The sequence below is a fragment of the Faecalimicrobium sp. JNUCC 81 genome (assembly GCF_053667625.1).
Genome location: NZ_CM132203.1, coordinates 2,454,791 through 2,473,738, shown reverse-complemented (window position 1 = coordinate 2,473,738; position 18,948 = coordinate 2,454,791). Strand labels below are relative to the sequence as shown.

General features: G+C 27.2%; 18 protein-coding genes. 16 read left to right on the top strand and 2 right to left on the bottom strand.

Going from position 1 to position 18,948, the window contains the following annotated elements:
- Positions 1–181 precede the first annotated feature (181 nt).
- Entirely contained in the window at positions 182–727 is a 546-nt protein-coding gene (locus JNUCC81_RS12410) for an NADH peroxidase (protein ID WP_454093761.1), read from the top strand.
- A gap of 128 nt (positions 728–855) precedes the next feature.
- Positions 856–1,401: an NADH peroxidase gene (locus JNUCC81_RS12405; RefSeq protein ID WP_454093760.1), complete on the top strand. Its 546-nt coding sequence runs from the start codon at positions 856–858 to the stop codon at positions 1,399–1,401.
- A gap of 40 nt (positions 1,402–1,441) precedes the next feature.
- On the opposite strand, the gene JNUCC81_RS12400 is transcribed toward JNUCC81_RS12405, so the two are convergent.
- Entirely contained in the window at positions 1,442–1,636 is a 195-nt protein-coding gene (locus tag JNUCC81_RS12400) for a hypothetical protein (RefSeq protein ID WP_208333534.1), read from the bottom strand.
- Positions 1,637–1,915: 279 nt separating this feature from the next.
- Here JNUCC81_RS12400 and JNUCC81_RS12395 point away from each other — a divergent pair, with 279 nt between their 5' ends.
- The 14 genes from JNUCC81_RS12395 to JNUCC81_RS12330 all read left to right on the top strand — a co-directional run bounded on the left by JNUCC81_RS12395 (position 1,916) and on the right by JNUCC81_RS12330 (position 17,766).
- A complete protein-coding gene (locus tag JNUCC81_RS12395; RefSeq protein ID WP_454093759.1) occupies positions 1,916–3,340 on the top strand; it encodes an MATE family efflux transporter in 1,425 nt (474 codons plus the stop codon).
- 77 nt (positions 3,341–3,417) lie between these two features.
- Positions 3,418–4,065 (top strand): FMN-dependent NADH-azoreductase, encoded by a 648-nt coding sequence (locus JNUCC81_RS12390; RefSeq protein ID WP_454093758.1) that lies wholly within the window; start codon positions 3,418–3,420, stop codon positions 4,063–4,065.
- A 132-nt stretch (positions 4,066–4,197) separates the two neighbouring features.
- Complete coding sequence (locus tag JNUCC81_RS12385; protein ID WP_454093757.1) at positions 4,198–5,544, top strand: APC family permease; 1,347 nt, start codon at positions 4,198–4,200, stop codon at positions 5,542–5,544.
- Positions 5,545–5,732: 188 nt separating this feature from the next.
- On the top strand, positions 5,733–6,542 hold the full coding sequence (locus JNUCC81_RS12380; RefSeq protein ID WP_454093756.1) for a polysaccharide deacetylase family protein: 810 nt from the start codon (positions 5,733–5,735) through the stop codon (positions 6,540–6,542).
- A 37-nt stretch (positions 6,543–6,579) separates the two neighbouring features.
- Complete coding sequence (locus JNUCC81_RS12375; RefSeq protein WP_454093755.1) at positions 6,580–7,530, top strand: peptidylprolyl isomerase; 951 nt, start codon at positions 6,580–6,582, stop codon at positions 7,528–7,530.
- Positions 7,531–7,711: 181 nt separating this feature from the next.
- On the top strand, positions 7,712–8,020 hold the full coding sequence (locus JNUCC81_RS12370) for a YhdT family protein (RefSeq protein ID WP_454093754.1): 309 nt from the start codon (positions 7,712–7,714) through the stop codon (positions 8,018–8,020).
- Positions 8,020–9,522, top strand: a complete 1,503-nt coding sequence (panF, locus tag JNUCC81_RS12365) for a sodium/pantothenate symporter (RefSeq protein ID WP_454093753.1) — start codon at positions 8,020–8,022, stop codon at positions 9,520–9,522. Before JNUCC81_RS12370 ends, panF begins: the two co-directional genes overlap by 1 nt.
- Before the next feature lie 123 nt (positions 9,523–9,645).
- A complete protein-coding gene (locus tag JNUCC81_RS12360) occupies positions 9,646–10,050 on the top strand; it encodes a hypothetical protein (protein WP_454093752.1) in 405 nt (134 codons plus the stop codon).
- Positions 10,051–10,270: 220 nt separating this feature from the next.
- On the top strand, positions 10,271–11,221 hold the full coding sequence (locus JNUCC81_RS12355; protein ID WP_454093751.1) for an alpha/beta hydrolase: 951 nt from the start codon (positions 10,271–10,273) through the stop codon (positions 11,219–11,221).
- 438 nt (positions 11,222–11,659) lie between these two features.
- A complete protein-coding gene (locus JNUCC81_RS12350) occupies positions 11,660–13,048 on the top strand; it encodes a cation:dicarboxylate symporter family transporter (protein WP_454093750.1) in 1,389 nt (462 codons plus the stop codon).
- A 247-nt stretch (positions 13,049–13,295) separates the two neighbouring features.
- On the top strand, positions 13,296–14,087 hold the full coding sequence (locus JNUCC81_RS12345) for a G5 domain-containing protein (protein ID WP_454093749.1): 792 nt from the start codon (positions 13,296–13,298) through the stop codon (positions 14,085–14,087).
- 117 nt (positions 14,088–14,204) lie between these two features.
- Positions 14,205–15,935 carry a phospho-sugar mutase gene (locus tag JNUCC81_RS12340; protein ID WP_454093748.1) on the top strand — a complete coding sequence of 577 codons (1,731 nt, stop codon included), beginning with the start codon at positions 14,205–14,207 and terminating at the stop codon, positions 15,933–15,935.
- Positions 15,936–16,109: 174 nt separating this feature from the next.
- Complete coding sequence (locus JNUCC81_RS12335; RefSeq protein WP_208334728.1) at positions 16,110–16,937, top strand: YihY/virulence factor BrkB family protein; 828 nt, start codon at positions 16,110–16,112, stop codon at positions 16,935–16,937.
- A gap of 244 nt (positions 16,938–17,181) precedes the next feature.
- Positions 17,182–17,766, top strand: a complete 585-nt coding sequence (locus JNUCC81_RS12330) for a hypothetical protein (RefSeq protein WP_454093747.1) — start codon at positions 17,182–17,184, stop codon at positions 17,764–17,766.
- Between the two features lie 69 nt (positions 17,767–17,835).
- Here JNUCC81_RS12330 and yaaA read toward each other — a convergent pair whose 3' ends face one another.
- Positions 17,836–18,606: a peroxide stress protein YaaA gene (gene yaaA, locus JNUCC81_RS12325; RefSeq protein WP_454093746.1), complete on the bottom strand. Its 771-nt coding sequence runs from the start codon at positions 18,604–18,606 to the stop codon at positions 17,836–17,838.
- Positions 18,607–18,948: the final 342 nt, after the last annotated feature.

The following is an 18,948-nucleotide window of genomic DNA, read 5'->3' as shown; positions in this document are numbered from 1 at the left end:
TTAAATAAAAAACTGCCTTTAAAGGCAGTTTTTTATTTTCTTATAAATCTTAAAAATATAGAAGTTATAAAATTTATAAAAAAATAAATAAAAAATGTTTTAAGTAATACATAGCGGGTATAAATATATCATAACAGTAATCATTACTATTATTAAATGATAATTTTGAGAGGATGTAAATATGAAAAAATTTGTTTGTACAGTATGTGGATATATACACGAAGGAGAAACAGCACCTCAAGTTTGTCCATTATGTAAAGTAGGACCTGAGAAGTTTGAAGAAATGAAAGGTGAAATGGTTTGGGCTGATGAACATAGAATAGGAGCAGCTCAAGGAGTAGATGAAGAAATATTAGAAGGATTAAGAGCAAACTTTGTTGGAGAATGCACAGAAGTAGGAATGTATCTTGCAATGAGCCGTCAAGCTGATAGAGAAGGATACCCAGAAGTAGCAGAAGCTTACAAGAGAATAGCATTTGAAGAGGCAGAACATGCAGCTAAATTTGCTGAATTATTAGGAGAAGTAGTAGTAGCTGACACTCAAGCTAACTTAAAAGCAAGAGTAGAAGCAGAATACGGAGCAACAGAAGGAAAATTAAAAATAGCAAAGAGAGCTAAAGAATTAGGACTTGATGCTATACATGATACAGTACATGAAATGTGTAAAGATGAAGCAAGGCATGGTAAAGCATTCTTAGGTTTACTAGAAAGACATTTCCAAAAATAAAATAATAAAAAATAAATAAATTTGTTTTAAGTAGTATCTTTTGGGTATATATATGTTATAGCAGTAATCATTACTATTATTGATAAAGTAAAACTTTAAAGTAAATAAAATCTAGGGAGGATATAAATATGAAAAAATTTGTTTGTACAGTATGTGGATATATATATGAAGGAGAAAAAGCACCAGAACTATGTCCAGTATGTAAAGTAGGACCTGAAAAGTTCGAAGAAATGAAAGGTGAAATGGTTTGGGCTGATGAGCACAGAATAGGTGCAGCAGCAGGTGTTGATGAAGAAATATTAGAAGGATTAAGAGCTAACTTTGTTGGAGAATGTACAGAAGTAGGAATGTACTTAGCAATGAGCCGTCAAGCTGATAGAGAAGGATACCCAGAAGTAGCAGAAGCTTACAAGAGAATAGCATTTGAAGAAGCAGAACATGCAGCTAAATTTGCTGAATTATTAGGAGAAGTAGTAGTAGCTGACACTCAAGCTAACTTAAAAGCAAGAGTAGAAGCAGAATACGGAGCAACAGAAGGAAAATTAAAAATAGCAAAGAGAGCTAAAGAATTAGGACTTGATGCTATACATGATACAGTACATGAAATGTGTAAAGATGAAGCAAGACATGGTAAAGCATTCTTAGGTTTATTAGAAAGACATTTCCAAAAATAATAACAAATAAAAAAACTACACACTTAAGTGTGTAGTTTTTTTATTTGTTATTATTTTCAAAATTAGTATCATAGTCTTTATTATTTTTTAAAGGATATGAGTTATTTTTATTAACAACTCTAAAATCTATAATATCTGTAGTTTCACTATCTGTACTTTCTATGATATCTAAATTATCTTTTATTTGTTGATGTTGATCATCATATTTATCAGTAAAATAAGTATTATCTTTCATAAATTTAACTCCTTTAAAATAAATATTTATACTATATAGTATTTCAAAAACAAGGTCATATATACTTTTAAAAATTTTAGATATCATATGAAAATATATTAAATTAATTTATCAATATAAAATTACAAATATTATAGTAATTATAAATAGATTAAGATGCATATTATATTAATAGTAAAATAAATTAAAGAAGCAGAAAAACTTCATATATGTAAATATTTTAATATTAAGGAAATAGTTGTTAACGCAACTAAAGTATTAGTGAAAAGGAGGTATAATATGGATAGTCAACAAGTGCTAGGTACGGAACCTATAAGGAAGTTATTATTAAAATATTCTATACCAGCAATAATAGGTATGCTAGTAAATGCATTATATAATGTAGTAGATAGAATATTTATAGGAAATATACCTGGAGTCGGTCCATTAGCTATAACAGGACTTGGAATAACTATGCCAATAATGACCATAATATTAGCATTTGGTATGTTAATTGGTATAGGAACAGCTACAAATATATCTATTAAATTAGGTCAAGGTAAAAAGGAAGAGGCTCAAAAGCTAATAGGGAATGCAATGGCTCTTGCAGTAATTATAGGACTTATACTTACTTTTATAGGTATTGTATTTGCAGATAAAATTCTTATAGCATTTGGAGCAAGTGAAAATACTTTAATTTATGCAAGTGATTATATACATGTAATACTTATGGGGACGATATTTAATCTTTTAGCATTTTCTCTTAATCATTCAATTAGGGCTGATGGAAGTCCTAAAATTTCAGCTGGAATAATGGTAGTTGGTTGTGTTACCAATATAATATTAGATGCAGTATTTATATTTATATTTAATATGGGAATAAAAGGAGCTGCATACGCTACAATAACATCGCAATCTATAACTGCAATTTTAACATTGAATTATTATTTATCAGGAAAGTCAAATTTAAAATTTGCTAAATCTAGTTTAAAACTTGATAAGAAATTAGTTATGGCAGTGTTTGCTATAGGTGTATCACCTTTTGCAATGCAACTTGCAGCTAGTATGGTTCAAGTTATATCAAATAACGCATTAAAAATATATGGTGGAGATTTAGCAATAGGTGCAATGACAACTATATCTTCAATAAGTATGATTTTCTTAATGCCAATATTTGGGTTAAACCAAGGATCACAACCTATTATAGGATTTAACTATGGAGCTAAAAAATATAATAGAGCTAAAAAAACTTATTTAGCATCTCTTATTGCAGCTACAGTAATTTTGCTTATTGGAACTATTATTGTTCAGTTATTCCCCAAAATTATTATAGGCTTATTTAATAGAGATAAAGAGCTTATGAGTATAACTGTCAGTGGGATAAGAATATATTTATTAATGATGCCTATAGTAGGGATATCTATAACAGGAACTAACTATATTCAATCTATAGGAAAAGCTAAAATCGCAATGTTTTTAAGTTTACTTAGACAGGTAATATTATTAATACCAATTATAATGATATTACCTAAATTTATAGGACTAAATGGTGTTTGGTTAGCGCAACCAATATCGGATTTTATATCAACTCTTATAACAGGTACAATTTTATTTATAGAATTAAAAAGTTATAATAAAATATCAAAAGAAGAACATAACAAAGATTCTAATAAAAATATAAATACAGAATTTGCAATTGAAAGTGATACAAAGGATTTTAGATAATTTTAATCTATATACTCTTAGAATAATAAATTTTATTTAAGAAATAATAAAATAAAGAGTATTCTAGGAGGCATATAATGAAAAAATTACTATATATAAGTGTAAATTCAAAGTCAGAAAATTTATCATCTAGTAAAACGGTAGCTAGAAAATTTATAAACAGATTTTTAGAACTAAATAAAGATTTTGCTGTAGAAGAAATAAATCTTTACAAGCAACATATACCAAGATTAGAATATCAGTATTTTGAAAAAAGAAACTGCATAAAAAAAGAAGAAGATACAAATAAGCTAGATGATAAAGATAAAAGAGAAGTGGAAAAAATAAGAAAATTATGTGAACAATTTAAAGAAGCTAATGTATATGTAATTGCAGCACCTATGTGGAGTTTATCATTTCCTGCACCGCTTAAAGAATATATAGACTGTATAATTCAAGATGGTGAAACTATAACATTTAATGAAGATAAACCAGAAGGTCTTTTAAATGATATAGATAGAAGTATGGTATATATACAATCTTCAGGAGGACATATACCTTGGTTATTAAAGCCAGTTATGAATAAAGGATTAAATTATGTAGAAAGTATAATGAAGTTTATAGGAATTAAAAAATTTGAAGAATTATTAGTAGATGGTACGGGTACTAGTGAGGAAGAAAGATTAGATGCTATCAAAAAAGCTAGTTATGAAATTGATGATATTATTAAATCGATGAAATATTAAAATTTAATATATATATAATAGGTAGGATAAATTTATTTATCCTACCTATTATACTTTATTAATAAAAAATAATAAAAAGTCGTAAATTGTTGAAAAATATAACAAAAATGACAATTCAACAAGGAGAAGAAAATGGAAAATAGGCAATCTATTGAAAATGAAGAGCTTAAAAAAGAATTAGGTATATCGTCTGCTTTATCTACAGTTGTAGGTATGGTAATTGGAGCAGGGGTATTCTTTAAGCCTCAATCAGTTTATATGTCAACAGGAGGAGAACCAGGACTTGGGATTATAGCATGGATATTGGCCGGAATTATAACAATAACTGCAGGTCTTACGACAGCTGAGATTTCTGCAGCTATACCTAAAACGGGCGGAATGATGATATATATAAAAGAAATATATGGAGATAAATTAGGATTTTTAACAGGATGGATGCAAACTGTATTATTTTTTCCGGGTACCGTAGCTGCACTTGGGGTTATATTTGCACAACAAGCAACATCTTTAATAGGTAATTCTTCCTTATTACTACCTATAGCAATAGGGATAATAATTTTAGTGGCTGGATTAAATACTCTAGGTTCTAAAACTGGAGGTTCTATACAGACAGTATCTACAGCCTGTAAATTAATACCACTTATACTTATAATGGTATTTGGGTTTATAAAAGGAAGTGGTGAAAATGCAATAATATCGCCACTTGTTGGAGAAAGTATAAGTATGGGAAATGTGTTAGGACAAGTTTTAATAGCAATACTATTTGCTTATGATGGATGGATAAATGTTGGAGCGTTAGCCGGTGAAATGAAAAATCCAGAAAAAGATTTACCAAAAGCTATAGTTGGTGGATTAGCATTAGTTATGGCAGTTTATTTAGTAATAAATTTAGCATATCTTTGGGTATTACCAGCTGGTGATTTAGCTAAGTACTCAGCACCTGCAGCTGCAGTAGCAGAAGCTATATTTGGATCTGTTGGTGGTAAAATTATAACATTAGGTATATTAATATCAGTGTTTGGAACATTAAATGGATTTATTCTAACAGGGTCAAGAGTAACATATACACTAGCTAATGAAAAGACATTACCAGGATACAAGAGTTTATCAAAGTTAAATAGCTCTCAAGTACCGGCAAATTCAATAATATTAATAGCAATAATTTCATCTATATATGCCCTATCAGGTCAATTTAATTTATTAACTGACTTAGCGGTTTTTGCTGTATGGATATTCTATGTTTTAACATTTATAGGTGTTATAAAATTAAGAAAAGAACAGCCAAATTTATATAGGCCTTATAAAGTACCACTATATCCAATTATACCTTTAATAGCCATATTTAGTGGTTTATTTGTAGTAATTAATCAATTATTTTTCTCAGGGATCAAGACTACAATGATATCAGTCGGAGGACTTTTAATAACAGCTATAGGTATACCTGTTTATAATTATATGATAAAAAATAAATTAAAATAAAAAAACTCAAAGTTATTTAACTTTGAGTTTTTTTATACTATAATTTATTTTTTTAATTTTATATTTTACTGATAAAAGAGAAAAATTGACTAATAATATATAAAGGAAGTAAATATAGAGTATATTTAAATTTAATAAAAAATTAAAATTATAAGGTATAAATTAAGACATAATATGGAGGCATAACCATGAACAAAATGAATAAAGAACAAAAATTTATATTTTTAAGTACAGGGATACTAACACTAGGAATAATTTCATCTAATATAAAGATAGGATATGGTTATACCAAAAACTATAAAGACTTTAGAAATGATAATTTATCAAATACAACAATAACTGAAATTATCTATAACACTACTCAAGAAGTGAATAAGGGTCCAATGAGGAATTATGGAAAAGTTGCATATATAACAATAGATGATGGGCCATCTAAATATACTGATAAGATTATAGAAATCTTAAATAAATATAATGCAAAGGGAACATTTTTCTTGATAGATAGAAATATGAAAAATTATCCTGAACAAGTTAAAAATATAGTTGAAAGTGGAAATACTGCAGGATTTCATAGTGTATCTCATGATATACACAAACTTTATAAAAAAAGTATTTCTGCAAAAGAAGAGTTTGATATAAATAGAAAAACATTTTATGATATCACAGGTCAAGAATCTAGTCTAGTAAGATTACCTTATGGAAGCAAGCCATATACACCATCTGAATCATACAAAGCATTAGTAGATGCAAATTACAAAGTTTGGGACTGGAACGTTGATACAGAAGATTGGAAATCTGACGCAAATAAAATTTTAGAAAACGTAAAAACATACTCTAGTAATGAAGATGATATAGTAGTTTTAATACATGAAAAAAAACAGACAGTAGAAGCGCTAGATAAAGTATTAAAGTATTTATCAGAACAAGGGTATGAATTATTACCAATAAGTCAAAACCAAAATCCTAAAAATTTCTGGATAGGTAATTTATATAAATAAGTTAAAACAAAAGATACAGTAGATGAGGTGCATTATAGTGAAAAGGACATTTTATGTAGGTATAATTAGCCTATTATTTTTATCAATGGTAGGATGTAGTAATAAAAATATTGCAACAGTAAATGGAGTTAATATAACAAAAGAGCAGTATGAAAAAACAATTGATATAATAAACAACACAAGTAAATATAAAGATATAAATTATACTGATAAAATAGAAAATAAAAATAATAAAGATATAAAAAATAATATACTATCTTTTATGATTGATAATGAAGTTTTATATCAAAAGGCAAAAGAAAAAGGATTTACACCAAAAGAAGAAGATATTGAATTAAGGTATAAAGAAATAAAAAATGCTTTAAATAAAAATATTAAATATAAAAAATTAATAGATGAGATTAAATTAGATAAAGAGTATTTAATGGAAGAAATTAAAAAAGATATGACCATAAATAATTATAAATCAGACTTCGAAAAAAAAATAAAAATAAATAATGATGATATTAAAACATATTATATGCAAAATAAAAATAATTTTAAAACAAAAGAAATAAATGCATCTCATATTTTAATATCTAACTTAGATAAAGATAATAACTTAGTGAGTAAAGAAGAAAATGAAGCTTTAAGAAAAAAGGCTAGTGATATATTAATTAGAATACAAAATGGAGAAAGTTTTGAAGAACTAGCTAAAGAATATTCAGATGATAAACTAAGTGGAAAAAATGGTGGAGAATTAGGGTACTTTAATAAAGATGATAAAAATGTAGAGTTTACGAATGAAGTGTTTAAATTAAATAAAGATGAAGTTTCTAATATTATTGAAACTAGCAAAGGATATCATATAGTAAAAGTTAATGATAAGATTGATAAAATAAAATCTATACAAGAAAGTAAAGATCAGATAAATAAAGAAATATTAAAAAAATATTATATCGAGCATATTGAAAAATTAAATAAAGAATCAGATATAAAAATAAATTAAATTTTAATTAACCACCTTATACAAGGTGGTTTTGTATTCAAAATACAAAATTAGTCAAAATATGAGAAAATATGTTATTATAGACAAGTATAAAAAATAGCTTATTAATTTATAATAAAGGAAGTTATACTTATAAATTAATAAGCTATTTTTAGGATATTAGTAAGAAAGGAGAATATTTATGAAATCTAAAAAAATTATAGAAGATCCAAGATTTAAACAGTGTAATAAAGAAGCGATTATGGGATTAGGTCTTGGTGTAATTAACCTTATATGGTGGTTTGGATGGGGATATGGATTAGGTAAGAAGCCTATTTCAGAGTATACATATATATTAGGATTTCCAACTTGGTTTTTTATGAGTTGTATAGCAGGGGGGATACTTTTTTCTATACTAACTGTAATTATGATAAATAAATATTTTAAAGACATGTCTCTAGAAGGTTTAACAAAAGAAGAAATTGAAAAATATACTAAGGAGTTTGACTAATGAATAGTGTAAATTTTGGAGTATTAATTCCTATAATAGTTTATTTTATAGCAATTTTCGCTGTAGGATTTTACTCAATGAAATTTGTAAATAAAGCAAGATATTCTAACAATAAAAATAATGAATTTATGGATGAATATATGACAGGTGGTAGAGGACTAGGTGGATTTGTTCTTGCAATGACATTAGTCACTACATATTTAAGTGCAGGAAGTTTTATAGGTGGACCGGGTACAGCTTATACAGAAGGGTTGGCATGGGTATTTTTAGCTATGGCTCAAATGCCGACTGGATATTTTACATTAGCAGTGCTAGGAAAAAAATTCGCAATCATATCAAGAAAAATAAATGCAGTTACAATAACAGATTTTTTAAGACAAAGATATAAATCAGATATAGTTGTTATAATAACATCTATATCAATAGTAGTATTTTTTATAGCAGCAATGGCAGCGCAATGGGTAGGGGCAGCTAGATTATTACAAGGTTCAGTAGGATTAGATTATAATATTGCACTAACAGCTTTTGGAATAACAGTAATTGTCCATACTGTAATCGGAGGATTTAGAGCAGTAACATTATCGGATACAATACAAGGTGTAATAATGACAATTGCAACTATCTTAATATTTATAACAACGGTTATAGCAGGCGGAGGAGTAGGAAATATTGTTAAAAATATGGCTATTATTAATCCTGGTATGATAACTCCATTTGGAGTTACTGAAGGGAAAATGACAATTCTTTGGGTAACGTCATTTTGGATATTAGTAGGATTTGCAGTAGTTGGAATACCTTCAGTATCTCAAAGGGCAATGAGTTATAAAGATACTAAAAGTTTACATCAAGGTATAAAGTACGGTACAGTTGTGTCAATGATTTTATTATTGGGAATGCATTTAGTAGGAGCATTTGGATCTACTTTAGTAACAGGAATAGAATCTGGAGATTTAGTTGTTCCAACTCTAACAACTAAGCTTTTCCCATCGATGTTGGCAGGTATACTTTTAGCAGGGCCGCTTGCATCTATAATGTCTACTGTTGATTCTCAGCTTTTAGTAGCCTCAGGTTCAATAGTAAATGATATAATAGTAAACTATATAAAGCCTAGCTTAAAAGAAAACTCAAGAAAGATAGGAAAAATAAGTATAATAGCTACAGCTATTATTGGAATAGCTATATATATAGTTGCTATTAATCCGCCAGATTTAATAGTTTGGCTAAATCTTTATGCAAATGCAGGTATAATAGCTACTTTTTTATGGCCTATAATTTTAGGTCTATATTGGAAAAGGGCTAATGATAAAGGAGCTATAGCATCTATAATATCAGGTATAGGAAGTTACATATTATTTAGCTATTTATGGCCTAGACCATTTGGAACACATACAATAGTATTTCCTCTTTTAATATCTTTAGTATTATTTATAATAGTATCTAAATTTACAAAAGCTCCAGACGATGAAGTTATAGAAATGTTTTGGGGAATATATCATAAATAATAAAAAACATCTTGAATTATCAAGGTGTTTTTTATTAAAAAACTATTTTATAGTAGTAAAGTAAAGAATATTGAATATAATTTAATATCGATAATACTAACCGTAAAGGAGCGAAGCGAATTTATGGATAATAAAAATAAATCGCAAACTGGAAATAAAAACAATAATTCTTGTAATAATAATCAAGGAAAGGACAAAGGTTTAGGATTAGCGTCTTTCTCATACGCAGACTTTATATTGCTATCATCTACAATATCATATGCCTTAGCAGAGGAATTAAGCGAAACAGACTTAGCACTTTTTATAGTTTTCTTAGGGATGGTTACATCAGATCTTGCACTCCTTACAACTCAGAAGCAAGTAGGAAAAACTCTAAGTGAAAATATTGAAGAAGATATTGTAGGAGAAGAAGAAGCCGAGGAGGGGGGGATAATTGGAAGTACAATAGTGATACCTACTGTTGGAAGAAATAGTAAAATGAAAAAAAGAAAACGTATAAAACGTATAAAAAAGGTAAAGAAAAAGTAACTTTTCGATAAATATGGATTGAAGAAGTTACTTTTTTTAGTGTGTTAAGTGTGTTAATAGATTAATATCAATTTAAAATGGTTAGAAAGTTAAGTGTTTTATAATTAAATTCATTTTGATATAATAAAATTTATAAATAATGGGTATAAATTGGTAAATATAAAGTACATTAGAGTATAAAATTATAAATTTTTATTAATGGAGGAGGAGAGAAAGTTTTATGAAGTTAACAAATTTTACATTTAAAGGAAAAGAAGAGTTAGATATAAATGTATATAAGTGGGAAGATGAAGAAATAACTCCTAAGGCAGTAGTTCAAATAGCACATGGAATGTCAGAAACTGCAGATAGATATGAATATTTTGCTGAGAGACTAACTAAAAATGGATATACAGTATATATAAATGACCATAGAGGTCATGGCAAGACTGCTAAACATATAGACAATGTAGGATACTTAGCTGAAAAAGATGGATTCAAATATTTAGTTGAGGACATGAATACACTAACTAATATAATAAAAAATGAAAATAAAGATTTACCTATATATTTATTTGGACATAGTATGGGTTCATTTGCATCTCAAAGGTACATAATGGAATATGGAAGAAATTTAGAGGGACTTATATTATCTGGTTCAAATGGAAATCATGGATTTATATTAAATTTAGCAGATATAGTTATATCAAATGAAATAAAAAGGTATGGTAGAAAATATAGAAGTAAGAAATTAGACAATCTAATATTTGGTGGAAATAATAGAAAATTTAAACCATCAAGAACAGAATTCGATTGGCTAAGTAGAGATAATGATGAGGTTGATAAGTATATAAACAACCCTTTCTGTGGAGTGTTGTTTACAGCTGGGTTCTTTTATGATTTCGTCCAAGGTTTAAAAGAAATTGAGAGAAAAGAAAATCTTAAAAAAGTTCCAACAGATTTGCCAATTTATATTATGTCAGGAGATAAAGACCCTATAGGTAAAAATGGTAAGGGTGTTTTAAGGCTTAAAGATAGATATATAGATTTAGGAGTAAAAGATGTTTCATGTAAATTGTATGCTGGTGGAAGACATGAAATGTTAAATGAAATAAATAAAGATGAAGTTATAGAAAATATATTAGCTTGGATAGACAGTAAAGCTGAATTAAAAGAAGTTAAAAATATATAATAGAATATAAATTTACATATATAGTTAGAAATAGTACTGATTTAATTATAAAAAATATGGAAAATAAAGAAAAAATATTATAATATAAGTCAAAAATAAAGAAAAATTGAAGTAAACTTTAGAAAATTATATAAAAAGAGAAAAAAACTTAAAATATTGTTAAAATATTATTGACACCAAACTGTTAATAATATATCATGATTTGTGTAAGAACAATAAGCTAATACAAGGAAGTTAAGTATTTATTTAACAGCAATTATACTTGGGTATTATATAAGGAAAACGTATTTATAGGGTGTTTATTAAATATTTAAATTATATTTAGTATTACAGTGTAAAATTTAGTTAAAAAATATTTAAGGTAAAACAATCCAAAATAGGGTATTGGATTTATTTAAGAAACATTAAAAAATTAAATTTACATCGTGGAGGAGAAAAATGGGAGAAAGTTCATTCTTATCACAGTTCCTTATGGTTACAGACATTAAGACAGTTCTTTTTATAGCTGTACTTTTAGGGACATTTGTTATTGTTAAGCAATTTGAAAAGAAAAAAATTAAATTCTCAACAAGAACAATTTATGCAACAATAATAGGTCTTATACTAGGTGTCATAATACAATTAGTGGCAGGTCTTCCTGAAGATCCATCAAAAGTAACTTGGCTACAAGAAGTAAGTAAGTGGTATGGATTATTTGGATCAGGATTTATGGATTTACTAAAAATGTTAGTTGTTCCAATGGTATTTGTATCAATATTAAGAGTTATCATCAATATGGGTGATGGAGATAACTTAGGAACCTTAACGTTTAGATCATTAGGAATGTTACTTGCAACAACTGCACTTGCAGCTATCGTAGGTATAGTAGTTGGTAATGTTATGAAATTAGGGTATGGTGCTGATATAGCAGGAATAGAAACTCCAGAACTTAGAGAAATAACTCCTTTAGTGGATACTTTAAGAGGATTATTACCATCAAATCCAGTAGCATCAATGGCAGAAGGTAATATAGTTGCAATAATAGTATTTGCAACATTCTTAGGTCTTTCAGTTAAGAGATTAAATAAGAAATATTCAGATATAATAAAACCATTTGTTGATTTAGTAGAAGCATTCTATAAAATAATAGTAAGTGTTGCTATGACTGTTATTAAGTTTATGCCATATGCAGTTGTTGCACTACTTGCAAATACATTAACTGCTCGTGGATTAGCATCTATGGTATCAGTTGTTCAATTTATAGTAGCTCTATATATATCAGTAGCTATACTATTTATAATACATTTAGTAATAATAACTTTAAATGGATTAAATCCTGTAACTTATATAAAAAATGCAGCAGAGCCTTTACTTTTAGCATTTACATCTCGTTCAAGCTTAGGTACATTACCTGTTACTATAGAAGCATTAACAGATAAGCAAGGTGTTGAAGAAGGTGTAGCAAGTTTCACTGCAAGTTTAGGTGCTAATATGGGTATGAATGGATGTGCTGGTATATATCCCGCATTAATGGCTATAACTGTAGCAAACATGGCTGGAGTAGATAAAGATATAAGCTTCTATGTTATGTTATTAGTAGTTATAACTATAAGTTCATTAGGTATAGCAGGTCTTCCAGGAACAGCAACAATGGCAGTATCAGTAGTTTTATCAGGTGTTGGATTAGGTTCATACTTCCCACTAGCTGGTGGTATAATAGCTATAGATCCAATATTAGATATGGGTAGAACAATGATAAATGTAAATGGAGCTACTACCACAGCTATAACTGTTGGTAACTCACTTGGAAAAATGGATAAAGAGACGTTTAATAAAAATAACGCTTAATATATAAAACCTTCAACTAAATAATAGTTGGAGGTTTTTTTTACAAAAATATAAAATACGACAAAATAAATTGACACTATATTTAGACAAAATTAGAAATTGACAATGCCAAAACCAAAAGTTACAATTTAGTTACATAAATTCACCGGTGCATTAATATAATATAAAAACGTATTAAGTCTGAAAATATTAAGGCTCACAAAGTTTATAATTTCACGTTTATTATAAAAATGAGGAGGAGAATATTATGGACAAGAAGTATAAAAAGAATATAGTTATAGGTTTGACTAGTATAAGTTTAATAGGAATATTAATAGGTGGGTATAGTTTTTTAAATAAAGAACAGATAAGTTTAGTTGTTAAAGGTGAAGAGGTTAAAGTGTCAACATTTAAAAATACTGTTAAAGATTTATTAGATGAAAATAGAGTAAAGTATGATAGTGATGATAAGATAACCCCGAGTTTAGATTCAAAATTAACAGACAATATGAAAATAAAAGTCATTGACATAAGTAAAATGCAAGAACGTGAATATGAAGATATAGCCTTTGAAGTTAAATTAGTAGATGATAAAAATTTATTAAAAGGAAAAACGGAGGTAAAAGTAGAAGGAGAGCTAGGCAAAAAAGAATTAGTATATGACTTAACTTATCTTGACGGAAAATTAGTAGAAAAAAAATTAATAAATGAAAATATATCAAAAGACCCTGTTGATAAAATAGTAAAAAAAGGAACAAAAGAAGAATTTATTGTTGCATCTAGAGGAAGTAATTCTAGACGTATGAATGTAGAAGCTACAGCTTATTCAGGCGATGGGATAACGTCTACCGGAACAATACCTAAGTGGGGAACCATAGCAGTAGATCCGAGAATTATACCATATGGATCAAAGGTATATATACCTCAATTTAATAAAACTTTTACAGCTGAAGATTGTGGAGGAGCCATAAAAGGTAATATAATAGATATATTCATGGGAAGTAACAGTGAAGCTTATAAATGGGGGAGACGTAGAATTGATATATATGTTACTAATTAAAATATAAACTATACTATATTTACTTAATATTAGAAAAATTATAAAATTAGATTGACAAATTAGTTATATTTAATAAATATTAATATAAAAGCTTATGAAGAAAGGGAGATTAAAATTATGGAGTGCACAAAGCAAAGAGAAATTAAAATTAATGATTATGTGAGGCAATACGAGGAGTGGTTAAATAATCCATACTTTGATGAAACGACTAAAAATGAGTTAAGAAAAATCGATGGGGATACAAAAGAAATAGAAGATAGATTCTATAAGGATTTAGAATTTGGTACTGCTGGACTTAGGGGAGTAATAGCAGCTGGTAGAAATAGAATAAATATATACACAGTGAGAAGAGCTACGTTTGGTCTTGCAAACTATATAATAAAAAATACTACAGAAGAAGAAAAAAATAGAGGAGTAGTAATAGCGCATGATAATAGACATATGTCTAGAGAATTTTGTATAGAAACTGCCAATACTTTAGCAGCATGTGGTATAAAAGCATACATATTTGACAGTTTAAGAACTACACCAGAATTATCTTTTGCAGTTAGAAATTTAAATGCTATATCTGGAGTAGTAATAACAGCAAGTCATAACCCAACGGAATACAATGGGTATAAAGTATATTGGGAAGATGGAGCTCAAGTTATGCCTCATATTGCAAGTGCTATAACTGAAGAGATAAATAGTATACATGATTATAGTATTATACCTACATTAACAGAAGAAAATAAAAATTTAATTATAATGCTAGATGAAAAAGAAGATACAAACTTTATAGAAGCTGTAAAAAGTCAAATAATAAGACCTGAATTAGTAAAAAATATTGGAACAGATTTTAAAATAGTTTATACACCACTTTGTGGAACAGGTAATGTACCAATAAGAAGGGCTTTAAATGAGGTAGGTTTTGAAGATGTATTAGTTGTTAAAGAAGAAGAAATGCCAGACCCTAATTTTTCAGGAATAGATTATCCAAATCCAGAAGACAAAAAAGCTTTACAAAGAGGTATTGAACTTGCTAAATGCGAAGGTGCTGACCTTGTAATAGCAACAGATCCTGATTGTGATAGAGTTGGAGTTGCTGTTAAAACTACAAGTGGAGAATATGTATTACTCACAGGTAACCAAATAGGTGGAATGTTGACTAATTACATAATAGAGGGATTAAAAGAAAAAAATGAACTAAAAGAAAACTCTGCTCTTATAAAGACTATAGTTACATCAGAATTTGGAGCTGATATTGCTAAAGCAAATAAGGTAAATGTATTAAATGTATTAACAGGATTTAAATTTATAGGTGAGAAAATAAAGCTATTTGAGGGAACTAAAGAAAATACTTACGTATTTGGATATGAAGAAAGTTATGGATATTTAGTAGGAACTCATGCTAGAGATAAAGATGGAGTTGTAGCATCTTTATTAATATCTGAAATGGCAGCATTTTATTCTTCTAAAGGAATGAGTTTATACGAAGGTTTAATTGAACTTTACAATAAATATGGATTTTTCAAAGAGGAAACTATATCTTTAACACTAAAAGGAATAGAAGGTTTATCTAAAATAAAAGATATAATATTATTCTTTAGAGAAAATGATATAAAAAATATAAATAATATAAATGTAGTTGATACTAAAGATTATTCTAAAGGCATAGACGGATTACCTAAAGCTGATGTATTAAAGTATTTCTTAGAAGATGGTTCTTGGGTAGCTATAAGACCTTCAGGTACAGAGCCTAAGCTTAAATTTTATATAGCAGTGAAAGGTGAAGATGAAAGTATATCAGATAAGAAAATAAAAGGAATAAAAACTTATATAGAAAACACTATAAAAAAGTTAATGTAAAATATAAAAAGGATATAACTTAAGTTATATCCTTTTTATATTAAAACTATATATTAATATAAAAAGGACATATAAGCTTAGTATAAAACTATCATATATAAAAGATGTTAATCATAATTATTTACGAATACTTATTAAAAATATAAGGCAAACATCTAAGAAAGGAGGAATCTCATGGTAAAGGTAGATAAACAAAATATTAAAAATATAATACAAGAATCTAATTATAGTGAAATAAATTCAAAGGCAGCTGAGATGTCTTTTTATTTACTTCTATCTCTCTTTCCATTTTTGATGTTTACCATAAGTAGTATAGTGTATATACCAATACTACATTTAAATAAATATATAGGTTTAGTTGAAAATATAATGCCTGAAAGTGCATTTGTAATAGTATTATCAATCATAAATTCAGCGAGAAGCAGCAAAAGTATTAGTTTTATTATAATGAGTTTTTTTCTTACAGTGTGGACATCATCAAGAGCTGTAAGAGCTATAATAAGGGGAGCTAATAAGTCTTATAGAGTAAAAGAAACAAGATCATATATAAAGGTATTTATAATAGGTTTGTTGTTTACTGTTGGTCTTTTACTTTTGATTTTTTCATCAATGATATTTTTAGTTTATGGAGAAAAAATAGGATACTTTTTATTCGATCTTATAGGTTTAGATAATATATTTATTAATATATGGGATGTATGTAGATATACAATAGGAATAATAACTATAATCTTAATACTTATGAATTTATATAAACATACTCCAAACCAAAAGTTAAGTACAAGAGAATCTATTCCAGGTGCCATAATTGCTACATTTGGATGGATTTTAGTATCATTTTTTTACTCTTATTATTCAAATTATTTTGCAAATTATGAGGTTATATACGGAAGTATAGGTGGAATAATTGTACTTATAACATGGATTTATTTAAGTAGCTGGGCTATATTAATTGGATCTGAAATAAACGCGAGGTTATATTTTAGAAGAAAGAATAGATAAATGAGATAGAGAAATAATACCTGTAAATTTAGTATAATGCGGTTGCAAGATAATATATCAAAGATATGTATTTTTAGAAACATCAAAAGTTTTGTACTGGATTATAAAGTGATTGTAAAAAAGTAAAAAAATAAAATAAAATGTAGAAAAAAGCAAAAGAATGTAACTTATAACCGATTATTTCCATAGTATATTGTATGAGAGAAATTTCTCATACAATATTATTAAATGGAGATGTATCACTATGAATAGAAATTTTGGTTGTGAATCAAGAAGAGGGATAATGTCAGGTAATAACAATAATAATTATATAGATCAAAGAGAAATGGAAGCTATGAGAGAAGAATATTGGCAAGCATATAATCAAAATAACCTATTAAGTCAAAACAATATGTATAATGGAGATTATATGAATGAAGACTATGTATTAGGAACTGAAGACTATTTTAATGAAAATGATAGAGATTTCAATAATCAACGTGAACATAAAAAACATGACTGTTGTTGCAAGAGAGATAGAGATCATGACTGCTGTTGCAAGAGAGATAGAGATCATGACTGCTGTTGCAAGAGAGATAGAGATCATGACTGCTGTTGCAAGAGAGATAGAGATCATGACTGCTGTTGCAAGAGAGATAGAGATCATGACTGCTGTTGCAAGAGAGATAGAGATCATGACTGCTGTTGCAAGAGAGATAGAGATCATGACTGCTGTTGCAAGAGAGATAGAGATCATGACTGTTGTTGCAAGAGAGATAGAAATCATAACTGCTGTTGCAAATCTCGTAAATGCTGTTGTTGTAAATCTTGTAAATGTTGCTGTAGATAGTCATTAATATATAAAAGGCTATGAATTATCATAGTCTTTTTATATATTAATGACTATAAAATTTTATACTTATCTAGTAAATGTAAATACTTCATTATTGGATAGATTAGGATTAAACTCATATCCTTCCTTATTAAATAACTTAAGATGTTCTATATCACTAACTCTGTTCTTTACAATATACTCAACCATATAACCACGAGCTTTTTTAGCATAAAGGCCTTTTACTTTATAAGTATCATTAATAGGGTTATATTCTTTAAATACAATATCTACAAATTTATAAGATTGTTTTAAAAGTTTTAAATCTATACATTTAATATATTCAGAAGAAGCTAAATTAACTAAAACTGAGTTGTCGTGATTTTTTAACTCATCCATAATATGATTAGTTATTTTTGATTTCCAAAACTTATACAAATCTTTTCCGCAATTATTTTCAAGTTTAGTTTTCATTTCAAGTCTATAAGGTTGTATCATATCTAATGGACGTAAAACTCCATAAAGTCCAGAAAGTATCCTTAGATATTTATTTGCAAAATCTATATCTAAATCGTTAAAATTTGAAGTATTCATAGAGTTAAATACTTCACCATCAAAAGCAAGTATACTTTGTAGTGTTTTATTATTAGATTTATTAAAACTTGAATACCTATTAAAATTTAAATTTGATAATTCATCGCTTAAATTCATTAAATTTTTTATATCAGAATTTGATAGTGGCTTTAATAAATCTATAAGATAATTAACTTCATCAGAAAAAATAGGGAATGAAGATTCATTTAATTTTATATTTTTATCAAAATTCATAGTCGTAGTTGGAGAAATTATAGTTATCAATGTTGTTCACCTCTTAATTTGTAATAATAAATATTATATACCAAATATGTATGCGTTTAAATCATAAGTATATAAAAATAGGCTAGTACTAAGGATAGTATTTCTAAACAAATAAAAAAATTATATAAACATGAATTTATTTATACTAAATATAAAAAGTATTAATATAAACTTTTAGAAAAAATAATATATGTGAAAGTATTGCAAATACTTAAGTACATATATAAAAATATAAAAAAATAAAAAATGATTAAAAAACCATTGAAAAAAAATAAAAAAAATAGTATAATTTTAAGTTTCAAAAAGTCGTGTATACAAAGCTATATTTATCTAATATAATAA

Bases quoted from the DNA above. Each gene is read 5' to 3' on its own strand.
- JNUCC81_RS12410 (WP_454093761.1), top strand. From the start codon at position 182: ATGAAAAAATTTGTTTGTACAGTATGTGGATATATACACGAAGGAGAA.
- JNUCC81_RS12405 (WP_454093760.1), top strand. From the start codon at position 856: ATGAAAAAATTTGTTTGTACAGTATGTGGATATATATATGAAGGAGAA.
- JNUCC81_RS12400 (WP_208333534.1), bottom strand. From the start codon at position 1,636: ATGAAAGATAATACTTATTTTACTGATAAATATGATGATCAACATCAA.
- JNUCC81_RS12395 (WP_454093759.1), top strand. From the start codon at position 1,916: ATGGATAGTCAACAAGTGCTAGGTACGGAACCTATAAGGAAGTTATTA.
- JNUCC81_RS12390 (WP_454093758.1), top strand. From the start codon at position 3,418: ATGAAAAAATTACTATATATAAGTGTAAATTCAAAGTCAGAAAATTTA.
- JNUCC81_RS12385 (WP_454093757.1), top strand. From the start codon at position 4,198: ATGGAAAATAGGCAATCTATTGAAAATGAAGAGCTTAAAAAAGAATTA.
- JNUCC81_RS12380 (WP_454093756.1), top strand. From the start codon at position 5,733: ATGAACAAAATGAATAAAGAACAAAAATTTATATTTTTAAGTACAGGG.
- JNUCC81_RS12370 (WP_454093754.1), top strand. From the start codon at position 7,712: ATGAAATCTAAAAAAATTATAGAAGATCCAAGATTTAAACAGTGTAAT.
- panF (WP_454093753.1), top strand. From the start codon at position 8,020: ATGAATAGTGTAAATTTTGGAGTATTAATTCCTATAATAGTTTATTTT.
- JNUCC81_RS12360 (WP_454093752.1), top strand. From the start codon at position 9,646: ATGGATAATAAAAATAAATCGCAAACTGGAAATAAAAACAATAATTCT.
- JNUCC81_RS12355 (WP_454093751.1), top strand. From the start codon at position 10,271: ATGAAGTTAACAAATTTTACATTTAAAGGAAAAGAAGAGTTAGATATA.
- JNUCC81_RS12350 (WP_454093750.1), top strand. From the start codon at position 11,660: ATGGGAGAAAGTTCATTCTTATCACAGTTCCTTATGGTTACAGACATT.
- JNUCC81_RS12345 (WP_454093749.1), top strand. From the start codon at position 13,296: ATGGACAAGAAGTATAAAAAGAATATAGTTATAGGTTTGACTAGTATA.
- JNUCC81_RS12340 (WP_454093748.1), top strand. From the start codon at position 14,205: ATGGAGTGCACAAAGCAAAGAGAAATTAAAATTAATGATTATGTGAGG.
- JNUCC81_RS12335 (WP_208334728.1), top strand. From the start codon at position 16,110: ATGGTAAAGGTAGATAAACAAAATATTAAAAATATAATACAAGAATCT.
- JNUCC81_RS12330 (WP_454093747.1), top strand. From the start codon at position 17,182: ATGAATAGAAATTTTGGTTGTGAATCAAGAAGAGGGATAATGTCAGGT.